18 protein-coding genes are annotated in these 22,410 nt (G+C 50.6%); 8 read left to right on the forward strand and 10 right to left on the reverse strand.

The features are described 5' to 3' along the window. Both ACO0K4_RS12885 and pcaH read right to left on the reverse strand, forming a co-directional pair. A complete protein-coding gene (locus ACO0K4_RS12885) occupies nt 1–531 on the reverse strand; it encodes a protocatechuate 3,4-dioxygenase (protein ID WP_422957038.1) in 531 nt (176 codons plus the stop codon). An 11-nt stretch (nt 532–542) separates the two neighbouring features. Next, nucleotides 543–1,235, reverse strand: a complete 693-nt coding sequence (gene pcaH, locus ACO0K4_RS12890) for a protocatechuate 3,4-dioxygenase subunit beta (RefSeq protein WP_422957039.1) — start codon at nt 1,233–1,235, stop codon at nt 543–545. A 151-nt stretch (nt 1,236–1,386) separates the two neighbouring features. On the opposite strand from pcaH, the gene ACO0K4_RS12895 reads away from it, so the two are divergent. Continuing rightward, nucleotides 1,387–2,160, forward strand: coding sequence for an IclR family transcriptional regulator domain-containing protein (locus ACO0K4_RS12895; RefSeq protein WP_422957040.1), 774 nt, complete (start codon nt 1,387–1,389; stop codon nt 2,158–2,160). A gap of 45 nt (nt 2,161–2,205) precedes the next feature. Here ACO0K4_RS12895 and ACO0K4_RS12900 read toward each other — a convergent pair whose 3' ends face one another. Further along, complete coding sequence (locus ACO0K4_RS12900; RefSeq protein WP_422957041.1) at nt 2,206–3,096, reverse strand: helix-turn-helix domain-containing protein; 891 nt, start codon at nt 3,094–3,096, stop codon at nt 2,206–2,208. Nucleotides 3,097–3,222: 126 nt separating this feature from the next. On the opposite strand from ACO0K4_RS12900, the gene ACO0K4_RS12905 reads away from it, so the two are divergent. Then, nucleotides 3,223–4,389 carry a 4-hydroxybenzoate 3-monooxygenase gene (locus ACO0K4_RS12905; protein ID WP_422957042.1) on the forward strand — a complete coding sequence of 389 codons (1,167 nt, stop codon included), beginning with the start codon at nt 3,223–3,225 and terminating at the stop codon, nt 4,387–4,389. Between the two features lie 374 nt (nt 4,390–4,763). On the opposite strand, the gene ACO0K4_RS12910 is transcribed toward ACO0K4_RS12905, so the two are convergent. From ACO0K4_RS12910 to ACO0K4_RS12920, 3 genes are all read right to left on the reverse strand, one after another. Then, the gene (locus ACO0K4_RS12910; protein ID WP_422957043.1) at nt 4,764–7,511 is read right to left on the reverse strand and encodes a bifunctional diguanylate cyclase/phosphodiesterase; all 2,748 of its coding nucleotides are present in this window, start codon (nt 7,509–7,511) and stop codon (nt 4,764–4,766) included. 69 nt (nt 7,512–7,580) lie between these two features. Further along, complete coding sequence (locus ACO0K4_RS12915; protein ID WP_422957044.1) at nt 7,581–9,296, reverse strand: ArnT family glycosyltransferase; 1,716 nt, start codon at nt 9,294–9,296, stop codon at nt 7,581–7,583. A 308-nt stretch (nt 9,297–9,604) separates the two neighbouring features. Next, complete coding sequence (locus tag ACO0K4_RS12920) at nt 9,605–9,871, reverse strand: type B 50S ribosomal protein L31 (protein WP_262835590.1); 267 nt, start codon at nt 9,869–9,871, stop codon at nt 9,605–9,607. 215 nt (nt 9,872–10,086) lie between these two features. Between ACO0K4_RS12920 and ACO0K4_RS12925 the strand changes: the two genes are divergently transcribed. Then, nucleotides 10,087–10,695, forward strand: a complete 609-nt coding sequence (locus tag ACO0K4_RS12925; RefSeq protein WP_422957045.1) for a trimeric intracellular cation channel family protein — start codon at nt 10,087–10,089, stop codon at nt 10,693–10,695. Between the two features lie 27 nt (nt 10,696–10,722). Here the strand turns inward: ACO0K4_RS12925 and ACO0K4_RS12930 are convergent, their stop codons facing one another. Next, nucleotides 10,723–11,358, reverse strand: coding sequence for a TetR family transcriptional regulator (locus ACO0K4_RS12930; protein WP_422957046.1), 636 nt, complete (start codon nt 11,356–11,358; stop codon nt 10,723–10,725). 159 nt (nt 11,359–11,517) lie between these two features. On the opposite strand from ACO0K4_RS12930, the gene ACO0K4_RS12935 reads away from it, so the two are divergent. The 4 genes from ACO0K4_RS12935 (at nt 11,518) to ACO0K4_RS12950 (ending at nt 18,303) form a co-directional block, all read left to right on the forward strand. Beyond that, nucleotides 11,518–12,864 (forward strand): efflux RND transporter periplasmic adaptor subunit, encoded by a 1,347-nt coding sequence (locus tag ACO0K4_RS12935; RefSeq protein WP_422957047.1) that lies wholly within the window; start codon nt 11,518–11,520, stop codon nt 12,862–12,864. 72 nt (nt 12,865–12,936) lie between these two features. Next, a complete protein-coding gene (locus tag ACO0K4_RS12940; RefSeq protein WP_422957048.1) occupies nt 12,937–16,092 on the forward strand; it encodes an efflux RND transporter permease subunit in 3,156 nt (1,051 codons plus the stop codon). Between the two features lie 3 nt (nt 16,093–16,095). Beyond that, a complete protein-coding gene (locus ACO0K4_RS12945) occupies nt 16,096–17,565 on the forward strand; it encodes an efflux transporter outer membrane subunit (RefSeq protein WP_422957049.1) in 1,470 nt (489 codons plus the stop codon). A 351-nt stretch (nt 17,566–17,916) separates the two neighbouring features. Beyond that, nucleotides 17,917–18,303, forward strand: a complete 387-nt coding sequence (locus tag ACO0K4_RS12950) for an OsmC family protein (RefSeq protein ID WP_422957050.1) — start codon at nt 17,917–17,919, stop codon at nt 18,301–18,303. A 50-nt stretch (nt 18,304–18,353) separates the two neighbouring features. On the opposite strand, the gene ACO0K4_RS12955 is transcribed toward ACO0K4_RS12950, so the two are convergent. Further along, nucleotides 18,354–19,058, reverse strand: coding sequence for a pirin family protein (locus ACO0K4_RS12955; protein ID WP_422957051.1), 705 nt, complete (start codon nt 19,056–19,058; stop codon nt 18,354–18,356). A 203-nt stretch (nt 19,059–19,261) separates the two neighbouring features. Between ACO0K4_RS12955 and ACO0K4_RS12960 the strand changes: the two genes are divergently transcribed. Further along, nucleotides 19,262–20,182: a LysR family transcriptional regulator gene (locus ACO0K4_RS12960; protein ID WP_422957052.1), complete on the forward strand. Its 921-nt coding sequence runs from the start codon at nt 19,262–19,264 to the stop codon at nt 20,180–20,182. A gap of 153 nt (nt 20,183–20,335) precedes the next feature. On the opposite strand, the gene rho is transcribed toward ACO0K4_RS12960, so the two are convergent. After that, the gene (gene rho, locus ACO0K4_RS12965; RefSeq protein ID WP_422957053.1) at nt 20,336–21,598 is read right to left on the reverse strand and encodes a transcription termination factor Rho; all 1,263 of its coding nucleotides are present in this window, start codon (nt 21,596–21,598) and stop codon (nt 20,336–20,338) included. 219 nt (nt 21,599–21,817) lie between these two features. Continuing rightward, nucleotides 21,818–22,144 carry a thioredoxin TrxA gene (gene trxA / locus ACO0K4_RS12970; protein ID WP_422957054.1) on the reverse strand — a complete coding sequence of 109 codons (327 nt, stop codon included), beginning with the start codon at nt 22,142–22,144 and terminating at the stop codon, nt 21,818–21,820. Between the last annotated feature and the right edge of the window lie 266 nt (nt 22,145–22,410).

The following is a 22,410-nucleotide window of genomic DNA, read 5'->3' on the forward strand; positions in this document are numbered from 1 at the left end:
TCACACATAGTCGAAAAATGCAGTTTCCTTATCGGTCTGCATCCAGATGTCCCAGTGATAGGTGCCTGGCGCGGTCTTGCGCGCGACCAGGGTAGGGCGGCGGTTTTCTGGCACCTGCTGCAGTATCGCAGATTGCGCCAGGCCGCTGTCGTCATCCAGAAAAATAGCGGTGAACTGGTGTTTGACAAGGCCACGCGCGAACACGGTGATGAAGGTAGCCGGCATGCCCATGGTGGGTAACTCAATTTGCGAAAGGCACAAGCTGAAGCGGCCCGCATCGTCACTTGGCACCCGACGAAAACCCGGCAGAACTTGTGCGGCTTCCGCGTCAGCCGCGGCTGGTTGCCAGGCTTCGATCTGGGCATCATTGATAGGTTGACCATCACCGTCATAAATGGCGCCGCTGATGGTGACGGTAGTTACGGTGGTTTCCAGTAGCGCGACGGCAGTGGCGGCTGTTGCATCCACGGCCCATTGCCAGGCTTCATGCGAAAAGGGGCCAATGGTTTGAGATGTCGTGATATTGCTCATGCGGGTCTCCGTTAAATGCCCATGGGCGTAGCGTCACGGCCACGCAGTACGATATCGAATTCATAACCCAGCATCTTGTCGCTGTCAGTGTGCTCCAGACTATAGCGCGAAATCAGGCGCTGGCGTGCAGCCAGGTCCGGGATGCTCTGGAAGATGGGGTCATAGTCGAACAGCGGATCACTGGGAAAATACATCTGGGTGACCAGGCGTTGCGCATAGACATTGCCGAACAGGGAAAAGTGGATGTGCGCCGGACGCCATGCCTTGTTGTGATTACCCCATGGGTAAGGACCAGGCTTGATGGTGATGAAGCGATAGCGGCCGTCGCCGTCAGTCATCATCTTGCCGAAGCCGTAGAAATTTGGATCAAGTGGTGCCTGGTGCTGGTCACGTTTGTGCCAATAACGGCCAGCGGAATTGCATTGCCAGACTTCGATCAGCGAATTGCGCACCGGTTTGCCATCCTCGTCGATTACCCGGCCGGTGACGACGATCTTTTCGCCAAGCGGCTCGCTCACACCATGCCCAGTCAGGTCGGTGTCGTTTGGCAGCAGAATACGTGGCGAGGGTAGCAGGTTATCAAGCACCGGCTGGTCCGCCTGGATACGTAACAGCGGCTGGGTGGGGCCACGCTTCAGCGTGGACTTGTAAGGTGGGTAGATCAGTTCCGGATAGACGCCGGACGCGATAGCATCGAATTTCAAGGCAGGTCTCCTGTTATTAAGACTATGTGTGAGATGAATGGTATGAAATCTGCCCTGGCATCACAATACATCAGATGCTAGTGGTATTCGCTATACGCACAAAATGTGCGACAATCGCACAAATTTATAAAATCCTTTCATTTCCTGTCTTATGGTGCCAGAACAAGAACTTCCTGCCCAACGCGACCTCGTGGCAGGCCTGGAAAAAGGCTTGCAGGTGATTGCCGCCTTCGACCAGGAGCGTAGCCGACTGACCATCGCTGAAGTGGCCGAACTCACCGGTTTGACGCGGGCGGCGGCGCGCCGCTATTTGATCACGCTGACTCATCTTGGCTACATGCGACATGAAAACAAACTGTTCGCGTTGACGCCTATGGTCCTGCGCCTGGGACAGTCCTATCTGCATTCGGCGCGCTTGCCGCGCATTGCGCAACCCTTGTTGTACCGGCTCGCTTATTCACTGGGGGAAGCGGCATCGGTCGGTGTGCTAGATCACGATCAACTGGTGTGTGTAGCTGCTGCCAGCGCCGGGCAACTGGTGTCAGTCACATTGCAGCCGGGTACCCGGGTACCTGCTTACTGTACTGCAAACGGACGGATACTGCTGGCCCATCTGCCGCAGGCGCAGGTCGACAATTTTCTGGAGCGCGCCCAGCCAGAGCAAATCACCGAATACACCATCCTCAACATAGAGCGCCTGGCACTGGAAATCGTGCATGCTCGCGCACAAGGTTATGCGATGGTGGATCAGGAACTGGAATTGGGGCTGCGCACCATCGCCGTTCCGCTAAAGAACTTCCGTAGTGAGGTGGTGGCTGCAATGAACATCAGCGTACATGCCGGTCGCATGCCACGCGAACAAATGGTGGAGCGCTGCCTGCCTGCACTGATCAAGATCCAGGTCGAGTTGAATGCCTTGCTGTAATACTGCTACCCATGGGTGACCTTCGCACTACACCTTAACTGCGCCTCAATTACTGCGGAATTCCTTGGGTGTCAAACCCATGCGTTTTTTGAACAGGCGGCTGAAGTAGGCCGGGTCCTGGAACCCCAGTTCATAGGCAATACTGGCAATGCTGGCGGGTAAATAAGTCAGCTTGCGACAGGCTTCCAGTATCAGCCGATCCTGCGTGATATCAAATGCCGATTTGCCGGATAGTTTGAGACACAGCCGGTTCAGGCTGACTGGCGAGGTACGCAGCACGGTAGCATACTGGCTAAGCTGCCATTGATCCCTGTAATGCTTTTCTACCTCGGCGCGGAAATGGCTAAATAATTCAAAGTCGCGGCGCCCCGACTGATCGACAAAGCGCCGCTCCTCGTTCAGCCGCACCAGTAGCAACAAGGTGCTGCGCGCCAACCATTCCAGCATCAGCGTGTGGCCGTACTGCGGCCAGGTTGCTTCTGCCAGCAAGTTTTGCAACAGCGATTCCAGTCGCGCGCGTAGCTCAGGATGGCCCGAAAGATTGATCGCCAGTGGTTCTACAAACAATGATGAGTACAAGTCACCATGATTTTCCGCCACTGCGAAGACCACGTTCTGGTCCACCGTCAGCACGTAGCCATGCGCCTCCGCCGAAAAATCGAAGCCATGTACCACAGACGGATGGATGGTGATGACGGTCGGCGCGTTGCATTCCCAGACAGCGCCATTGACGCTGGCGCGGACTTCTCCGCCAAAGAGAAAAAGTACCTGAAACAAACCGCTGTGAGTATGCTTTTCGATATGCCAGTGGTGCACCCGGCTGCGGGTTTCGATTAGCTCAACGTGTACAAATTCGGCATTTTCTCCCTGTATATACTCACCATACAGGCCAAACTGTGGAATGTCAGGTGGAGCCGGTTTTGCGTTGCGGGCCATGAATAATCGTATTGGTAAAAAATGACTGAATGTCGAAATAGTACAAGTTTTAAACTGTTTCATCCATTTTTTTTTGACAGATCCGACGCTACGATGACTACACATTAAAACCATATCGGAGACATCATGCGTACTCAAGTAGCCATCATTGGTGCTGGCCCTGCAGGCTTGTTGCTATCCCATCTGCTGCATTTGAACGGCATCGAATCCATCGTGCTGGAGTCACGCAGTCAGGCCGAGATTGAAGCAACGATACGCGCTGGCGTGCTGGAACAAGGCACCATGGACATCCTGAAGAATGCCGGCGTTGGTGCGCGCATGCAGGCTGAAGGCGCGCTGCACCACGGAATAGAACTGGCCTTCGACGGCCAACGCCATCGCATTGACCTGACCGAGCTTACCGGCAAAGCCATCACCGTCTATCCGCAACACGAAGTGATCAAAGACCTGGTGGCTGCCCGGCAGGCAGCACAGGGACAGTTGCTGTTCGAAGTTAGCGGGGTAGAATTGCATGGCATCGACACTGTCACGCCATTGGTCAGCTTCACTCATCATGGCGGGGCAGCACACATCGAAGCCGATTTTGTCATCGGCTGTGACGGCTACCACGGCGTCACGCGGCCAGCGATGCCATCACAAGACCGCCAGGATTACCAGCGTAACTATGGCTTCGGCTGGTTCGGCATTCTGGTGGAGTCAGCACCATCGTCCAATGAGCTGATCTATGCGCAGCACCAGCGTGGTTTCGCCCTGGTAAGCACGCGTACACCGACTGTGCAGCGCCTGTACTTCCAGTGCGATCCTGCTGATCACGTCGATAACTGGTCGGACGACCGCATCTGGGCTGAATTACATGCACGCCTGGAAAATAACGATGGCTGGCGGGTCAATGAAGGACGTATCTTTCAAAAAAACATCATCGGCATGCGCAGCTTCGTGTCTACCCCCATGCAGTCAGGCAGGCTGTTCCTGGCTGGTGACGCCGCACACATCGTGCCGCCCACCGGTGCCAAGGGCATGAACTTGGCGGTGTCAGATGTGTATTTGCTGACACAGGGGCTGGAACAGTTTTACCACCAAGGGCAAGAAGACCGGCTTTATGGCTACACGGCAGCAGCCTTGAAGCGCATCTGGCGCGCCGAGTACTTTTCGTGGTGGATGACCAGCCTGCTGCATAACTTCAATGACGCTAGCCCGTTCCAGCGTGAAATGCAGCGAGCAGAACTTGAATGCGTCGTCAGCTCACGCGCAATGGCAACGGCGCTGGCAGAAAATTACGTCGGTGCATTTTGACCAGTAACTATCTGGTCGTTTTGGAAATTCAAGTTTCAGCCACCCGGCGGTCTGTTCTGGCGACCAATTCCAACTGCAATTTCATTTCTCAATCCTTAGTTTATTCGCTGCACGGCCCCGCCAATGGAGGCAGTTTTTCCATGGCACGACCCTAGCGGTCCAACATCAGATTGTATTCGACGTAGGTTTCTTCACGCTCCCATTCGGTGGCGCGATACAGGGCTTGCGCACTTTCATTGGTTTTCGCGGCCGACAGGCTCAAAGCCTTGGCTCCGAGCGAGCTGGCATAGGGGTTGCGGTCTCAATCAGCCCCTTGGCGATGCCGCGGCGACGGCCCGCCTCGACTACGAACACGTCGTTGAAGACGAAGTCCTCTATGCCAGAGGGCTTGCCCGTATATCACATTCAATTGGGGGGAGCAGGCTTTGGATGGCTTGTGCGGGCAAAGCGGTTGAGCGCAACCAGCCTTGATATAAATCGCAGCCTATATTTTCAAGCGAAATGAGTTGCAATTCGGTCTCGACACCTTCCGCGATTACTTCCATGCCGAAGTCATGGCCTAATGTGGCAATAGCTTTGACGATTGCCATGTCCTTATGATTTTTAGTGTGCCCCTTTACGAAACGCTGGTCGATTTTGATGCGTTGCACGGGAAATTCTCTTAAGTAAGTGAGGGATGCATAACCGGTACCAAAGTCGTCAATACTCACGCCGACGCCGAAAGCATGTAATTGTTCCAGGCAGGTTTTGGCGATATTGATGTCTTGCATAATCATGGTCTCAGTGACCTCGATTTCTATGCGTGAGGGAGGGATGCCAGCATCGTTAATCGACTTGATCACAAAATCGACAAAGCCTGCCTGGAAGAATTGCAGGCTGGACACATTTACGCCAACCACGAATTTTTCTGGCAAGTTCCAGGTCGGTATTAACTGGCAGACTTCGACCAGAATTTGATTGCCAATATCAATAATGAGTCCGGACTCTTCTGCGATAGCGATAAAATCTTTGGCTGCAATCATGCCGCGTTTGTCATGGCGCCAGCGCAGCAATGTTTCGACACCAGTCATCTGATGAGTGCGCACATCGAATTGCGGTTGGAAATAAGGTAAGAATCGCTTTTCTTTCATTGCAACGCGCATTTCGAGTTCCAGATTCGTTCTTTGTTCCAGAGCCTGTGCAATATCGATAGAGAAGATCGTATATTTGTTTTTGCCTTTTTCCTTGCTTTGATACATTGCCATATCGGCTTGCTTCATCAGTTCATCCACATCTGGCGCACCATTGCTGGCGATGGCAATGCCAATACTGGTGGTCAGATAATAAGTGTGTTTGCCAATGTTCATTGGTGCGCAGATCAGTGCGAGTATGTGGTCTGCTATGGTGTGAACGTCGTTGTCTTTGGGTAGATGTTCTACCAGAATAACGAATTCATCTCCGCCCAGACGAGCAACAAAATCATGTTCTTTGACTGAATTTTTCAGGCGACGGGCGATTTCGATTAAGACCTGATCGCCGATATCATGACCCACTGAGTCATTGATAAATTTAAAGCGATCCAGATCGAGGAAGAACACGGCAAGTTTGCTGTGATAGATATGTGAGTGCCGCAGTGCTCTCTCAGTCGCATGACGTAAGCTGGTGCGATTTGCTAATCCTGTCAGAGCATCCTGATATGCTAACTGTTTAATTTTTTGCTCGGATTGATATTTATCCGTGACATCCATGGCGATCACGCGCAGTGTGAATCCCGTCTGTGTCTCGCTGGAATCTACGATGAGATTGAGCCAGCCAGGTGTTTCACTCTCTATGCGGACGACCTGATGCGTGTGCAGCACCGTAGTGAGTGCCGTGCTGATTACTTGCGTGAATTTGAGTGCATCTTCAGCATCCATATGCAGAAGTAGCTGCAGCAAATAATCAATCCGGATCTCTGGATCGAGATAAAATAAATCATGCAGATTGCCCGTTTGTGCGCTGAGCTGATGTGATGGGCTGAGTTGGAAACTTCCCATTTTAGCCAGACGCTGCGTTTCCAATAGAGATTCTTCACTGATCTGTAAAGCGCTGGTCATATCGTAAGCAAGCCGGTGAGCGATTTTACCGGTTCTGACTGTCAGATAAATAAAGCCAGTAGCAAATGCCGTGAACAGAGTCCCGATTAGTGTGATTAGCCACAGGATATTGGTTTCTGCTAAACCGTCATAGGTTTGTATGTCGTAATTGACCGACCATTTTTTTCCAGGTACGGATAGGGGCAGCTGGAAATTAAATTCCTCTATATATGGTTTATGCCTAATGTCGGTTCTTGGTCCTGATGGTAGTCTAATCTGAATTTTTTCATCATCAATCCCGGTACCTGAGAGCGTGACGCTATTCATCTTCAGATTGGCAGAATCAAACAGATGATGAATTAACTTATCAATAGAGATAACGGTAGAAAATGCACCTTGAAATGCAGTTTTTCTTTGTGCCTGATTGGTCAGCGGCAAGCTAGTATCGTACACTGGTATAGAAATAACGATGTTATTTCCTTTTAAAATTGGATGCTTATTATTTAGCATGAAGGACAGAGGCTGCGCACTCTCTCGCATGCGCTTACTCCCTGAGGGAAACCATTTTTCCAGATTCAGACCAAGTGTATCGCGTAGCTCTTGTCTCGGCTCCATGTACAGTGCAACCAGCGCGTCTTGATGTGCCACTTTATCGATAATGTAAAAATCAGGATAACCCTGAGTATCAACACTGGTGTCGACTTTGACCGCTTGTTCAAAGTGATTAAATTTGTCAGGACTGACTCGTTTAGAAAATAATTTTGCGACGAGCCAAGGTTGATTTTCTACTTTGGCAAAGGAGTGAAATGCATAGCGATTGAAGTTTGGCGAGATGTAATACAGGCTGACAAAGGATTCCAGTCGTGATTCTTCATGCTCAAGTTCGTTTTGCAGGCTGGCATGGTGTTGATAGACGGTTTCTTGCAAACGCCTTTTTAGGTTCTCTTTTGATACCTGTAACGATAGCCAGCATAAACCCGTAGTGACGGAAATACAGACCAGGGCAGTGAGGAGTGCTGCTGGAACTGCTTTGACATTCAGGAAGCGTGCTGTGACTTGCAAATTCATTAAACTTAATTAAGGTGGAAGCGCTCGGCAAGCGCATTCCCTGACGACAGAAATACTGCTGGTTGTGGATTATTTTTTTAAGTACAAAGAAAAAAGCTCATCCTTGTCGGCGGTGCGATGACCGTCCCACACCCGTTCCCATTTGCCCGGATAAGCATTGGCATCTACCTCGCTGGTCTGGTGCAGTCTCTGGCTCGATTGCAAAAGCAGCACATCGCATGAACGCTCATTAAAACCTGCAAAATGCAGGTGACCAAAATACGCAAACGAGGCACGTTGTGAAGGGCCGATGTTGCTATCGATACAGCGGTAAGTCTGAGGTATTTTTGTTTGTAATTCCACGGTCAGGGCAGCATAGCTGATGCGGTGATTAATCAGTGGCAATGCCAGCGTAAGCAGCAACAGCCAGCAAAGAATGACGCCGCCGCTAGATAAGACGACGGCGCGCCACAGTACGGATGGCTGCCGTGAAATACGCCAATACACCAGGGCAAACCAGGCGATTGTCGCAATCAAGGCAATCAGAAAGGTAAAGAGGTTAAAGTGCGCCTCATAACCAGGTGCCCAGCGTGTGACGGTCTTCGCGGCACTGACAGGCCAGCCGGTTTGTAAGGCAATCCAACACAGCCAAAACAGAGCGGCAACGCCAGTCAGTACCATGACTGCGAACCAGTCAACTGCATTGATCGCGCTGCGCTTCATGGTCGGCAAGCCAAAGGCTGCCAAAATCGCGAGCGGTGGCAAGATGGGTAGCAAGATACCTTCTTCTGAATACGGATTAATCAGCGCGAGCAGGATGAAGCAGGCTAAAAATGTGACAGGTAAGGAAATGTGCAGCGCTTTCTCTTGCTTGCGCCAGGCATAAATTGCCCATGCGGCAAATGGCCATGCCGGCCAGGCAAACCAGATGCCGTATTTGAGAAAATAAGTAATGCTGGCGAATGAAGGAAAGTCGATCTGACGCGTGTTCCACAGCATCCAGGCTGGATAGGGTGAGCTGTCAAAAGGGTTCACCATCGCAATCGCCATTAGCCATGATCCTGCAACAATCAGCGCTGTGGGAATTGTCAGCTTCAGCAGTAATTGGTACTGAGTTTGCTGACGATAAAAACATAATCCGATTAAACATACGCTTAATGTCGCTGGCAGCACCCAGCCACGCGTCAGAACCAGCAGTCCCAGGGTCAAGCCTAGCTTCAGTGCGCTGATTTTGCTACTGGTATCGAGTAATCTGGCGCAGCCATATAAGGCATAGGCGACCAGAGATATTTGCAGAGCTTCGGCACTGGTTTCATGACTGCGCACCAACAGACCCAGGCAGCCCAGGTAAATCAATAAAGCGCCATCAGCCAGGGTTCGTCCGAAATCTTTGGCATCAGGTTGTCCGCCAAACGCTAGTTTCAATGGCTGCGCTTCGGTACGACGACCGAGTAAGTACGTGGTGTACCAGACGGACACTGATCCCAGCATAAAGAACATACCGGTTACAAGCCGCGCGGCCATTGCATCACCTACCAACCAGCCAAATAATTTAATGCAAATCGCGCCCAGCCAGAAGGCCAGCGGTCCTTCTTCCGGCATGGGCAGGCCGACAATGTGCGGCCATAGCCAATCATTCAGTGTGCCGTGTGCCATGGTCCACATCACGCCAAAACTGGCGGCGTCATCCCCTTTCCACGGGTCGCGACCGATCAGCCCTGGCAAAATATAGAGCAGACATAAAGCTAAAATACCCCAGCGTGGCAGGGCGATAGTGGCAGCGGCAGGAAGGCGTACAGGCTTCATATGTCTCTATAAAATGAGCTATGACGAAAAATAACGGAGTGTAATCAGACTTATGCTGACTGAAAGGATCGAATCCTATCTTCAGTGCCAAGCGAATTGCAGTCCAGATTGTAGTGCAGCGCCAGAAGAGTCATTAACACTATTCTCTGCGGGTACTTGCAGATTGTTGCAAATTTGGCTTGAAGTAACATCCGGTAGTTTGGTGCAGACCTGATTAAGCCAGATCATTTTCAGCGTATTTATAAAAAAAGGCAGCTTGAGCTGCCTTTTTTTGTTCAACACATTCTTTACAAACTTGAAGAAGAATCTTAGTTTGCAACAGAAGTTTTGGAACCAACAGTACCGAATTTTTTACGGAATTTATCAACACGGCCAGCGGTATCAACAATTTTGTGTTTACCAGTGTAGAAAGGATGGGATTCTGCAGAAACCTCAATCTTTACCAATGGGTATTCTTTGCCTTCAAATTCCATTTTGTCACGTGTCTGGATAGTAGAGCGTGTAACGAATTTGAAATCATTAGAAACATCGTGGAACAAAACTTCACGATAATTTGGGTGGATGCCGTCTTTCATGCTTGCCTCAAAAAGTTTTGGTAGCCAATCATCACTTCGTCGGTCGCCTTGCTTCTTGACCCGATTGTCGATCACTTGCCGGATTTAAAAATATGCTCTTGGCAGAATTGCCAGCCCACGATTATACAATAAAATCATGGGTTTGCGCTATTCTGCATAAAGACAAAAGCCTGAGAACGATAGGAGATAAGGTGGCGGCATCAATACATTTAGGCATGAGCACACTGATTCATGCGGTCGAAGTGGCGGGTATTATCGCTTTTGCCAGTTCTGGTTTTATCGAAGCGCGGCGTAAGAAGATGGATCTGGTCGGCGTATTTACGGTCGCTTTTATTACTGCGTTTGGCGGCGGCACTTTGCGTGATCTGTTATTGGACAGGCGGCCTTTATTTTGGGTTGAGCACCAGGAATATCCCTTGATGATCTTTGTTCTTGCGCTGGTTACCACGCCGTTTCTCCGTCATTTACGTCATGTCGTGACGGAAAAAATGATTTTGTACGCTGATGCGCTGGGTTTGGGGTTGTTTAGCGTAGTCGGCGCATCTCTGGCGCAAGAGGCGCAAATGCCTATTTTCGTCTGCGTCATGATGGGTGTCATTACTGGCATCTTTGGCGGGGTATTGCGGGATATGATTTGCAATGAAATCCCCATGGTGTTCCGGCGCGGTCAGCTGTATGCGACCTGTTCATTTGCCGGCTGCTGGGCTTATCTTTTACTGAATTTGTTTGGTGCGTCGGAGAGTGTGTCGGTATTTTCGGGGATTGTTCTGACGTCGGCAATGCGACTGCTGGCAGTTCGTTTTGACTGGAAACTGCCAGGCTAGTCTGATCTACCTGTTGGACTAAATTACTCAGTTGCTTATTTTCAGAGGAGGGCGAGCCACCAGTCCTGCCATAAACATATCAATCATCGCCTCTGAGTGTTGTATCAGGCAGTACGCTGAAGTGTCTTCCAGCCATTCATGAACGATGCCCATGGCATAAGCATGTATGGCTTGCATGACGATCCAGGTATCGGTATCTGCCGGGAGATTGCCCTGATTAACAGCCTGATTAACGATGGCCTGAACTTTGTGAAGGCATTCAACACGCTTTTCGTCTTCGGCGTCGAAAAAAACCAGATCGCTGTTTTTTTCGCATCGATGAAAAATAATATCGAACACTTTGCGCTGGCGCTCGTCACCGGTGACTTGTCTTAAAAAATGCAGATATAGCTGCTTGATGCTTGCCAGCGGATCTTTGCTCGGTGTGGAGACAATTTCATTGAGCAAGGCTTCCATCGGCAAGAAGGCGCGATCGCACATGGCTTGAAAGAGCGCGCTTTTATCCTTAAAGTGCCAGTAGATAGCGCCGCGCGTCATTCCTGCTGCGCTGGCCACGTCATTTAATGTCGTACTGGTTACGCCTTTTTCGGCAAATACTTTTTCAGCCGCATCTAGCAGCGCGCTATAGGTTTCCTGAGCTTCTTCTTTAGTTTTTCTAACCATAATATCTCTCCTGACGACGCAGATTCAGGTGGTCTTGCACCTGTTCTTGTATTTTTTATTATCTTGTGATGCCAAGAATATTTTTTGTTTCATACATTTACAAACATTCGTGAATGTATATAATAGCACACCGAGCTCCCTATCGAAAGAGAAAATTTCATGAGTCCACCTAATTCCGCCCTCTCTAAAGCGATCCAAAAAATGTTCCCAACTCCCGCAGATTCAGTTACTTCTATGCAAGCTAATTCTTCCATCCGCCTCTGGCACATTGTCGCGCTGAGCCTGCCGTTACTGACATTGTCAGCCTGTGGAAAACAAGATGCCAGCGCCGCAGGGCATGGCGGCATGCCGCCACCAGAAGTCAATGTCGTCACCGTCCAGCCAAGAAATCTGGCGATGGATTTTGAATACGTCGGTCAGACTGCCGGCTCACGTGAGACAGAAGTGCGCGCACGTATTTCCGGTATTTTGGAAAATCGCGTGTATGAAGAAGGATCGCGCGTCAAAGCCGGTGCCGTATTGTTCCAGATCGACCCGGGGACATATCAGACCCAACTGGCGTCGGCAGAAGCAGCGGCTGGCGTGACAGAAGCCAAGTTGAACCAGGCAAAACGTGAGTTTGCCCGCCTGACACCGTTAGCGGCTGAAAAAGCGATTAGTCAAAAAGAATTTGACGATGCAAAATCAAGTCTGGAAACTGCCGAAGCAACTTACAAGCAATCCCGTGCACAAGTCAATGAAGCCAAATTGAATCTTGGCTACACCAAAGTAGTTGCACCGATCAGCGGTGTCACTGGTGTGGCGAATAAGTCAAACGGCAGCCTGGTAACGCAGAGCGACAGTTTATTGACGACAATCGTGCAGACCGATCCGATTTATGTGAACTTCAGCGTTACCGAAGCGGATTACCTCAAACTCAGCAAGGACGTGAATAGTGGCAAAATTGCTTTGCCGGGCAAGCGTGCAACGAACGGTAGTCTGGCATTTGATATCAAACTGAAGCTGGCTGACGGCAGTATTTATCCAACGACGGGCAAGATGAATTTTGCCAGCGAAAAGATCAATCCGGCAACCGGCGGTTTTGATGCGCGTGCACAAATTCCTAATCCAGAGGGCAATTTGCGTCCTGGTCAATTCGTTCGTGTGATCATGAATGGCGCAACCCGCAGTGCTGCAATCGCAGTGCCACAACGTGCAATTATCGACAGTCCGATGGGAAAAATCGTCTTCACCGTATCGCCTGATAATAAGCTGGCACCGCGTCCTGTTGAGTTGGATGGCTGGTCGAATGGTGAATGGATTGTGACCAAAGGCCTGCAAGCGGGTGATCGTGTACTGGTCGATGGCTTCATCAAGGCCCATGATCCTGGCATGACCGTTACACCCGTTGCATTAACTGCACAGGCTGCCGTGACACCAGCGCCAGCGATGCCTCAGGCTGCGCCGGGTGCAAAGCCAGTCGCAGAATCTGCGGGTGCTAAAGCTGCTTCCGCTGCAAGTAAATAAATACAAAACTAAGCGCCCATTCGCCCCATTTAGTACCCAAACAATACGTAATACGAGGCACAAGGACTATTCATGTTTTCAAAATTCTTTATTAACCGGCCGATTTTCGCGACAGTCTTGTCGTTGATTATCGTGCTGGCTGGCTTGGCCGCTTTGCGGATCTTGCCAATTTCGCGCTACCCGGAGATTTCTCCGCCGGTCGTCAATGTCACTGCAGTTTATCCGGGCGCTTCTGCCGAAGTGGTCGAGCGTACTGTTGCCGCACCGATTGAAGAGCAGATCAATGGTGTCGAACACATGTTGTACATGGATTCGACCTCATCTGCCGACGGTCGTGTATCGATCAACGTTACCTTTGAAGTCGGTACTGACCTCGACATCGCTGCCGTCAACGTCAATAACCGCGTGCGTCAGGCGGATGCCAAGTTGCCGCAGGAAGTCCGCCGTCAGGGTGTGACCGTCGCCAAGAGTTCATCGAACTTCCTGGTGGTGGCTGCGCTGTATTCGCCGGATAACCGTTACGACTCCTTATACCTGTCTAACTATGCAACGCAAAACGTACTGGATGCCTTAAAACGTATTCCCGGTACGACCAACATTCAGATTTTCGGTGCGAAAGATTACGCAATGCGTATCTGGATGCGTCCTGATCGTATGGCGCAGCTGGGTATTACCGTCGCCGATATTTCCAATGCGATTACCGAACAGAATGCCCAGTACGCGGCAGGTAAAGTAGGCGCACCGCCAAACAATACCGAAGAGCTGACGATGACTGTCACTGCCAAAGGTCGTTTGCTGGAACCATCTGAGTTTGCCAATATCATCGTAAAAACCGACAAGAGCGGTGCCACTATCCGTGTCAAAGATGTTGCCCGTATCGAGCTTGGTTCTAAAGACTACAATCTGAATGGTCGTGTGAATGGTCATCCATCAGCGAATATCGGTGTCTTCTTGCAGACTGGCGCGAATGCACTGGATACCCGCAAAGCCGTAGAAAAAACTTTGCAGGATCTGAAAGCCAAATTCCCAGAAGGTATGGAATACGCGACGCCGTACGATACGACGCCGTTCGTGACCGAGTCGATTGCCGAGGTATTAAAAACTCTGGGCGAGGCGATGGTGTTGGTGTTCATCGTGGTGTATTTGTTCCTGCAAAGCTGGCGCGCAACTATTATCCCGACGCTCGCTGTCCCCGTTTCTCTGATCGGTACGATGGCTGGTTTGCATTTGCTGGGTTACAGCATTAATACACTGACCTTGTTCGGTATGGTGCTGGCGATCGGTATCGTGGTCGATGATGCGATTGTCGTATTAGAAAACGTCGAACGCCTGATGAATGAAGAAGGCATGACGCCAAAAGATGCGGCGATTGAGGCGATGCATGAAGTGACTGGTCCGGTTATTGCGATTGTCCTGGTGTTGGTTGCTGCGTTTGGTCCGATTGCTTTCCTCGGTGGTTTGGCGGGTGAGTTGTATCGTCAGTTCTCCGTGACGATTTCGATCGCGGTCGTTCTGTCCGGTATCGTTGCCTTGACCTTGACACCGGCACTGTGCGCAATTTTGCTCAAACCAGGTGCGGAGCAGCACAATCGTTTCTTCACTTGGTTCAACGGCGCATTCTTGCGTCTGACCAAGCATTACACAAATGGCGTGACCTTCTTCCTGCGCCGTGCAGTCTTGGGCGTGCTGGTGTTCGGCGGCATGCTTGTCGTCACTGGCGTGTTGTGGAAAACGGTACCAGGTGGTTTGGTACCGGATGAAGATCAGGGTTACTTTATTGGTGCCGCCATCATGCCAGAAGGCACGTCATTGGCTCGTACCGATGCGATGGTCAAGCAGGTCGAAGAAATCATGAAAACCAACAAGGACATTGATACAACGTTCGCGTTAGTTGGTCTCGATTTTCTGGGCGGTGGTGGATTGAAATCCTCCGCAGCGACCATGTTCTTCCCGCTCAAACCTTGGGAAGAGCGCACTCAGTCAGCACAACAAATGGTTGGCGAAGCGTATATGAAAACCGGTCGTATCAAAGAAGGTCTGCCACTGTTCTTCGCACCTCCTGCGATTCAGGGGCTGGGACAAACTGGTGGTTTTGAATTCTATTTGCAAAACAAAGGTGAGGGCGGCGTAAAACGCTTAGCTGAGTTGTTGCCTGCATTGCTGGCAGAAGCGAATAAACAACCGGAACTGGCAGGTGTGCAGACTTTGTGGCAAGCGAACTCACCGCAGTTGTATGTCGATGTTGATAACGATAAAGCGCGAGCCATGGGTGTGGCCTTGTCCGATATTTACAATACGCTGGCAGCGACCATGGGTAGCTACTATGTGAATGACTTCAACAAAAACGGTCGCATCTATACCGTGCAGTTGCAGGCAGAGGGGCAGTTCCGCGCCAAGCCAGATGACATCGGTGGCATGTATGTGCGCTCCGCATCGGGTCAGATGATACCGGTACGTGCTTTCACAACGATCCGCTTTATCACTGGTCCGGATTCTGTCCAGCATTTCAACGCCTTGCCATCGATCAAAATTCTGGGTGGTGCTAAACCAGGTTACAGCTCAGGTCAGGCAATTGCGGCGATGGAACGTGCTGCGAAGAATGTGTTACCGACGGATATGGGCTACGACTGGGGTGGTGCATCATTCCAGGAAAAACGTACCAGCAATGCCGCAGGTATCGCCATCGGCGCCGGTGTTCTGATGATCTTCCTGATTCTGGCTGCACAGTATGAGAAATGGTCTTTACCGTTCTCCGTTTTGCTGGCGATGCCTTTCGGTATTTTTGGTGCTCTGCTGGCGGTGTATTTGCGTCACTTTAATAATGACGTGTACTTCCAGATTGGCCTTGTGACCCTGCTTGGTTTGTCTGCGAAAAATGCGATTTTGATCGTGGAATTTGCGGTAATGAAAGTGCATGAAGGTTATGCGCCGGTGGCGGCGGTATTGGAGTCGGCACGCTTGCGTTTCCGCCCGATTCTGATGACCTCGCTTGCGTTTATCCTGGGCGTGGTTCCGCTGGCGTTCTCGCACGGTGCTGGCGCTGCGGCACGGATGTCGCTCGGTACGGGTGTTCTGGGCGGCATGCTGGCAGCAACTTTCCTTGCGATTTTCTTCGTCCCCCTGTTCTTTAAACTGATTAACGATAAGCGGTTTAAAACTACTGAAGCAGACTTTGAGCATCCTGTGCATATTTTGCACAATGCGCCAGTTGCAGAAGTGAAGGAATAAGTAATGACTACATCGATGACTACAAACATCTCTACATCCAGGCTGGTGCTGACTGCGATTGCCGCAGGCTTGCTCCTGGCGGGTTGCGGCGCAGTCGGGCCCGACTATCAGCGTCCTGCATTTGACACCCCGGCGACCTTGACCACGGCGGCGAATATCTCCAAATCCGTTGCAGCAGCCGAATGGTTGTCCTGGTGGAAATCATTTCAGGATCCGGTTCTGAACAGTTTGCTGGACGAGGCCGTCGCACATAATCAGGATCTGGTATTGGCAGCCGGACGTGTTGAAGAGGCGCGTGCTACGGCAACCGCCGCCAACTCCAGCCGCTATCCGACCGTCGACGCCAATCTGGTTGCTACCAAATCTCGTACGAGCCAGAATTCCGGCAAAATACCGGCAGGCTCACCGTTGATTGCCAAGGATTATCAGGCCAGCTTAAGCGCGTCTTATGAGCTCGATTTCTGGGGTAAGCTCAGTCGCGCTGATGAGGCGGCACGCGCCAGATTGCTGTCCCAGGAAGCGAATCGCGGTATCGTGATCAGCAGCTTGTATTCAAACCTGGCGCAAAGCTATTTTGCATTGCGTGCCTACGATGCGCAGGTTGCCTTGGCGGACTCCGCATTAAAAACGCGTCAGGAAAATCTGCGCCTGCAACAGAAGCGGTTTTCTGCCGGATCCATTGGTGAACTGGACTTGCATCAGGCAGAAGCCGAAGCAGCAGCAACCGAGATCACTCTGGCACAAGCAAAACAGGCACTGGCGAATACGGAATCCGCGATTGCCGTGTTGCTCGGTCGTTCACCGGCAGCGATTGCCAATCCGGACATCCCGCGCGGCAATAGCATTGACCGTATTTACCAGCAACTCAGCGTTCCCGCCGATTTGCCGTCGGACTTGCTGAACCGTCGGCCCGACATTATTGCAGCGGAACAGACCTTGGTTGCGGCAAATGCCGATATCGGTCAGGCGAAGGCGCAGTATTTCCCTAGCCTGAAATTGACTACGACTTACGGAGACGAGTCCAAGGTATTTCAGGACCTGTTCAATCCGGCATCTTTGCTGTGGAATCTCGGTGCAAACTTAGCGCAACCGATCTTCCGTGCTGGTGCCATCGGTGCAGTTGTCTCGGGCGCAGAAGCCCGCAAAACGCAAGCCTTGGCGCAGTATGTCCAAAGCGTTCAAGGGGCGTTCCGCGATGTGCATGATGCCTTGATTAATACCAGCGCCAATGAGCAAATGTACGCCGCAGGCAACCGCCGCGTCGTCGCCTTAAAAGATTCATTGCGTCTCGCGGAGTTGCGTTATAAGAACGGGTACAGCGGCTATCTCGACGTACTGAGTGCGCAGCGGGATCTGTTGCAAGCTGAATCTGGCCTGATCGATACCAAACGCGCCCATCTGGCCGCCGTCGTCAGTATTTACAAAGCAGTTGGTGGTGGCTGGGATAAACCGCAGAGCCCGGCGACGAAGTAAATTGGAAAAATAGGGGAGTATGTCCTTAAATTGACATAAATGCGCACTGTTTATATGAGGTACTAAAATATACTATGGTAAGTATGAGTGATGAAAGCGACATGCGACTCTAGAAATGCCAGCGTCGCGCATTAACAAAGATGAAGAACGAATCTGCATGCCAGTTTCGCTCTTCTTTTTTTTGTAAATATTTTTTAATTGCGACGACAGTTTCTGTTAATGAGTTGCACGCGTAAGGCGGATGAAGTTCTCCCGTCTGCTGACAGCGAATACTTGTGAGCGCTGGCGAATCTTTCTACAATCTATCAACAGTCTGTATCAGGCAACACATATCAACTTCATGGAGAGAATATGGCAACCGTCCATCTACACAGCACATCCGGTTACGCTCAAGAGATACGCGCGCGCACTCACCGGCTGACATCGGATGAACCTGAGAATAACGGCGGTAAGGACACCGGCCCAGCACCCTATGAGCTGCTGCTAGCCGCGCTGGCATCCTGTACTTCGCTGACCCTGCGTATGTATGCAGACAAAAAGGGATGGCAACTCGGCAGCATTCAAGTCGATGCCCGCTTTTCCCGCGATGACCAAGGCGTAGAAACCATAGAACGCACCGTCGCTTTTGGAGAGGTACTCTCCCCGGAACAACGTACTCGCCTAGCTGAGATCTGCGAAAAAACACCGGTCACCAAAACTGTTCGACAAGGCACAACAATCCAGACGCAGCTCCGTTAAGTTCACCATCCTTCCTTGATTTAGATTGAGGGGAAGGATGGCGCTAAGACTTAATGCACGGGCAGATCAAATACCAGCACTTCTGCCTGTGTTGCCTGACTCAATGTGATGGCAGTCTCATCGCTGATTTTTAAGGCATCACCGGTTTCCAGCAATAAACCATTCACCAGCAACTGACCTTTTGCCACGTACACGTAGCCAAGTCGCCCTGCTGCCAGCGGCTGTGTGACCTGGTCATCGCCATGGAGAATCACCGCAAAAATAGAGGCATCCTGATGAATTAAAACAGAGTTGTCGCGGCCATCGGGCGAGGCGATTAAGCGTAATGCGCCTTGCTTTGATGCGGTGTCAAAATGTTTTTCTTCATAACTTGGAGCGATACCTTTTACGTTCGGTTCTATCCAGATTTGTAAAAAATGAACCGGGTTCGATGGCGAATGATTGAACTCGCTATGGCGCACGCCGCTGCCGGCACTCATACGTTGTACATCGCCATAACGGATCACCGAGCCGGTACCCATGCTGTCTTTGTGAGCGAGTTCGCCATCAAGAACGTACGAGATGATTTCCATATCACGATGGCCATGTGTGCCAAAACCACGGCCAGCCTCGACGCGATCTTCATTAATGACGCGCAATGGTCCGAACCCCATGTGTTGCTCATCAAAATACTCAGCAAACGAAAATGAGTGTTTGGATTTTAACCAGCCGTGGTTGGCATCGCCGCGATCAACACTTTTACGAATAGTTAACATGATAGTTCCTTGGTTTAATTGTATGGTCGATTTAATCGAAGTTAAGAAACGTCTTTTTTTACTGATTTCCTTCGATGTCTTGCAGTATAGTGTTGTACTATTTAAATGAAAAACGGAAAATTTACATTCGTACAATCGAAAAAATCGATGATTAAATTTTATGCAAAGATAATGATGAACCAGATTCGTAACAAGGAGTGCTCATGTTAAAAATCAGTCTGGATGCCTTACAAATCATGGATGCGATTGACCGCCGGGGGTCGTTCGCAGCGGCAGGCAAGGAGATGTTTCGCGTGCCATCGACGATTTCCTATACCGTTGCTAAGCTGGAGGAGGAGTTGGGTGTGCAGATGTTTCAGCGGCTTGGGCCTAAAGTCACGCTGACTCTGGCAGGGAAAGAATTGCTGAAAGAAGGGCGATATTTGCTCAAGGCGGCCAGTGATCTGGAGCGCAGAGTGCAGCGTGTTGCAACTGGCTGGGAGACCGAATTAACGATTGGTATGGACTCGTTGTTTTCTCCCATTGTCCTGAAGGATGACATCCTGGCATTCTGTGGCGTCGCGAATCAAACGCGTCTGCGCATCGTGCAAGAGGCGTTGTCCGGAACCTGGGAGGCCTTGCTGGATGGTCGCGTCGATATTCTGCTGGGTGCCGCTGGCGAGGGGCCGTCGGGTGGTGGTTATTCTGCTAAGGCGATTGGTAAAATTCCGTTTGTGTTTGCGGTGTCGCCTGATCATCCATTTGCGGATAAGGCGTCGGTATTAAGCAAGTCAGATCTCCAGCAATATCGTGCGGTGACCGTCGCAGATTCTGCCCATTTATTACCTGCGCGGACGGTCGGTGTATTGTTTGGTCAGGACGCGATTACCGTGCCTACCATGCGTGCCAAACTGGATTTTCAGTTGGCGGGGATAGGCTTTGGATTTTTACCGGAATTTTGCGCCCGTGAGGCGATTCAGGCAGGTCGCTTGATTGAGAAGCAAGTCGAGGAACCAAAAGCAGAGGAAACGATTTATCTTGCCTGGCGCAGTGGTGAGTCGGGCGCGGCGCTGAACTGGTGGATCCGGCGGGCTGAGCAGGTGGGCTGGTTTGAACAGCTATGTCGTCATTTGCCATCGGCATAAAATCACGACAAATAATAGCGACAAAAATAATTACGGTAGAAATAATCACGACACAAATAAAAAGAGCCATCTCTGCAGATGGCTCATCAGGCTAGTGGCAGCGATAAAGAGTGACTTTGTCTCGCTCATCCACCTCGCAGCAGTTACGCTGTTTTAACCGCCACGACGCATCATTTCAAAAAACTCTGCGTTGTTTTTGGTTGCCTTCATTTTATCGAGAATGAATTCCATCGCTTCAATTTCGTCCATGCTATACAGCAGCTTGCGCAGGATCCAGATTTTTTGCAATTGATCTGGCTTGATCAGCAACTCTTCGCGGCGTGTACCGGATTTGTTCAGATTGATTGCTGGGTAGGTGCGTTTCTCGGCCAGACGGCGCTCGAGATGGACTTCCATGTTGCCCGTACCTTTAAATTCTTCATAGATCACATCGTCCATGCGGCTGCCGGTTTCGATCAGCGCAGTAGCGATAATCGTCAGGGACCCACCTTCTTCTACGTTACGTGCGGCACCGAAGAAGCGTTTTGGACGTTGCAGCGCATTTGCATCAACACCACCGGTTAATACCTTGCCGGAGGCTGGGATAACTGTGTTGTAGGCGCGCGCCAGACGGGTGATCGAGTCGAGCAAAATGACCACGTCTTTTTTCATTTCGACCAGGCGTTTTGCTTTTTCCAGCACCATCTCGGCGACCTGCACGTGACGCGTTGCAGGTTCGTCAAAGGTGGAGGCGACAACTTCACCACGCACACTGCGTTGCATTTCGGTGACTTCTTCAGGACGTTCGTCGATCAGCAAAACGATCAGGGTGATATCGGGATGATTGGTGGTAATCGCATGAGCGATATGTTGCAGCATCACTGACTTACCGGATTTTGGCGAGGCGACTAATAAGCCACGCTGGCCTTTACCGATTGGTGCGATCATATCAATGATGCGGCCAGTCGTATTTTCTTCACCGCGCATCTCGCGCTCAAGCTGTAGAGGCTTGTTCGGGTGCAGCGGTGTTAAGTTTTCAAACAGAATTCGATGCTTCGATGCTTCTGGCGATTCGCCATTGACCTTGTCGACTTTCACCAGGGCGAAATAGCGTTCGCCGTCTTTGGGTGTGCGGACTTCACCTTCGATCGAATCACCTGTATGCAGGTTGAAGCGACGGATTTGCGAAGGTGAGATATAGATATCGTCAGTGGACGCCATATAACTGGCGTCGGGCGAGCGCAGGAAGCCAAAGCCGTCAGGCAATACTTCGAGGGCGCCATCGCCAAAAATTTGTTCGCCGGATTTGGCGCGTTTTTTAAGAATGGCGAACATGAGTTCTTGTTTGCGCATCCGTGCTGCGTTGTCAATGTCTAGACCAATGGCCATTTCTAGCAAGGCTGAGACGTGTAACGCCTTTAATTCTGATAAGTGCATGTTGAGTGTCCCGGGATGGGATAGGTAGGTGGGGGAGTGAACAGAGGTGAACTACAGGATGATATGTTGGATGTTTTTGCTGATATGCAGAGTCAAATTTTAATTTTTTTAGATTGCTAACTGCATATATAACAGCAGTTCAATTCAATGCGGCCAATCTTGCTAATTGGGCGATGCTGTAGCACCGCCCTTAATTCGCCGTATTCTACCTTGAATATATTAGATATTGCTATCAATAAAAGAGATAAGTTGACCTTTTGCCAGCGCGCCGACTTTTTGTGCCGCTGCCGCGCCGTTTTTGAACAGAATCAGTGTAGGAATGCCACGGATGCCGAATTTGGCAGGAATAGCCTGGTTCGCATCGACGTCCATCTTTGCAATCACGATCTTGCCGTCATATTCTTTCGCTACTTCTTCCAGTATCGGGGCGATCATTTTGCAAGGACCACACCACTCTGCCCAGAAGTCAACCAGGACTGGTTTGTCGGAATTCAGTACGTCTGCTTCAAAGGAAGCATCGCTTACATATTTGATGTTTTCGCTCATGGAATCCTCATTCGAGGGAAAAATTAAGGGGGTACAGCGCCACAGGAGTTTAATCTGAAATCGGTTTGTAGGACAGGTGATCTACATTGCGACGATGACGCATCCGGTATAACAATGTGAATCTGGAGGCGATCCGTGCAAATTCAATGGTGCTCATCGTTTTGAATGATGCAGCAATGAATTCAGTGGTGTCTAGCGGCAAACTATGCGTCAAATAATAACCTATTTTTTAGAAAAGTGTCATCTAGCCCTCAAATTGTATTCGC

The organism is Undibacterium sp. RuTC16W, assembly GCF_049339445.1.
In the GTDB taxonomy this organism is placed as follows: Bacteria; Pseudomonadota; Gammaproteobacteria; order Burkholderiales; family Burkholderiaceae_D; genus Undibacterium.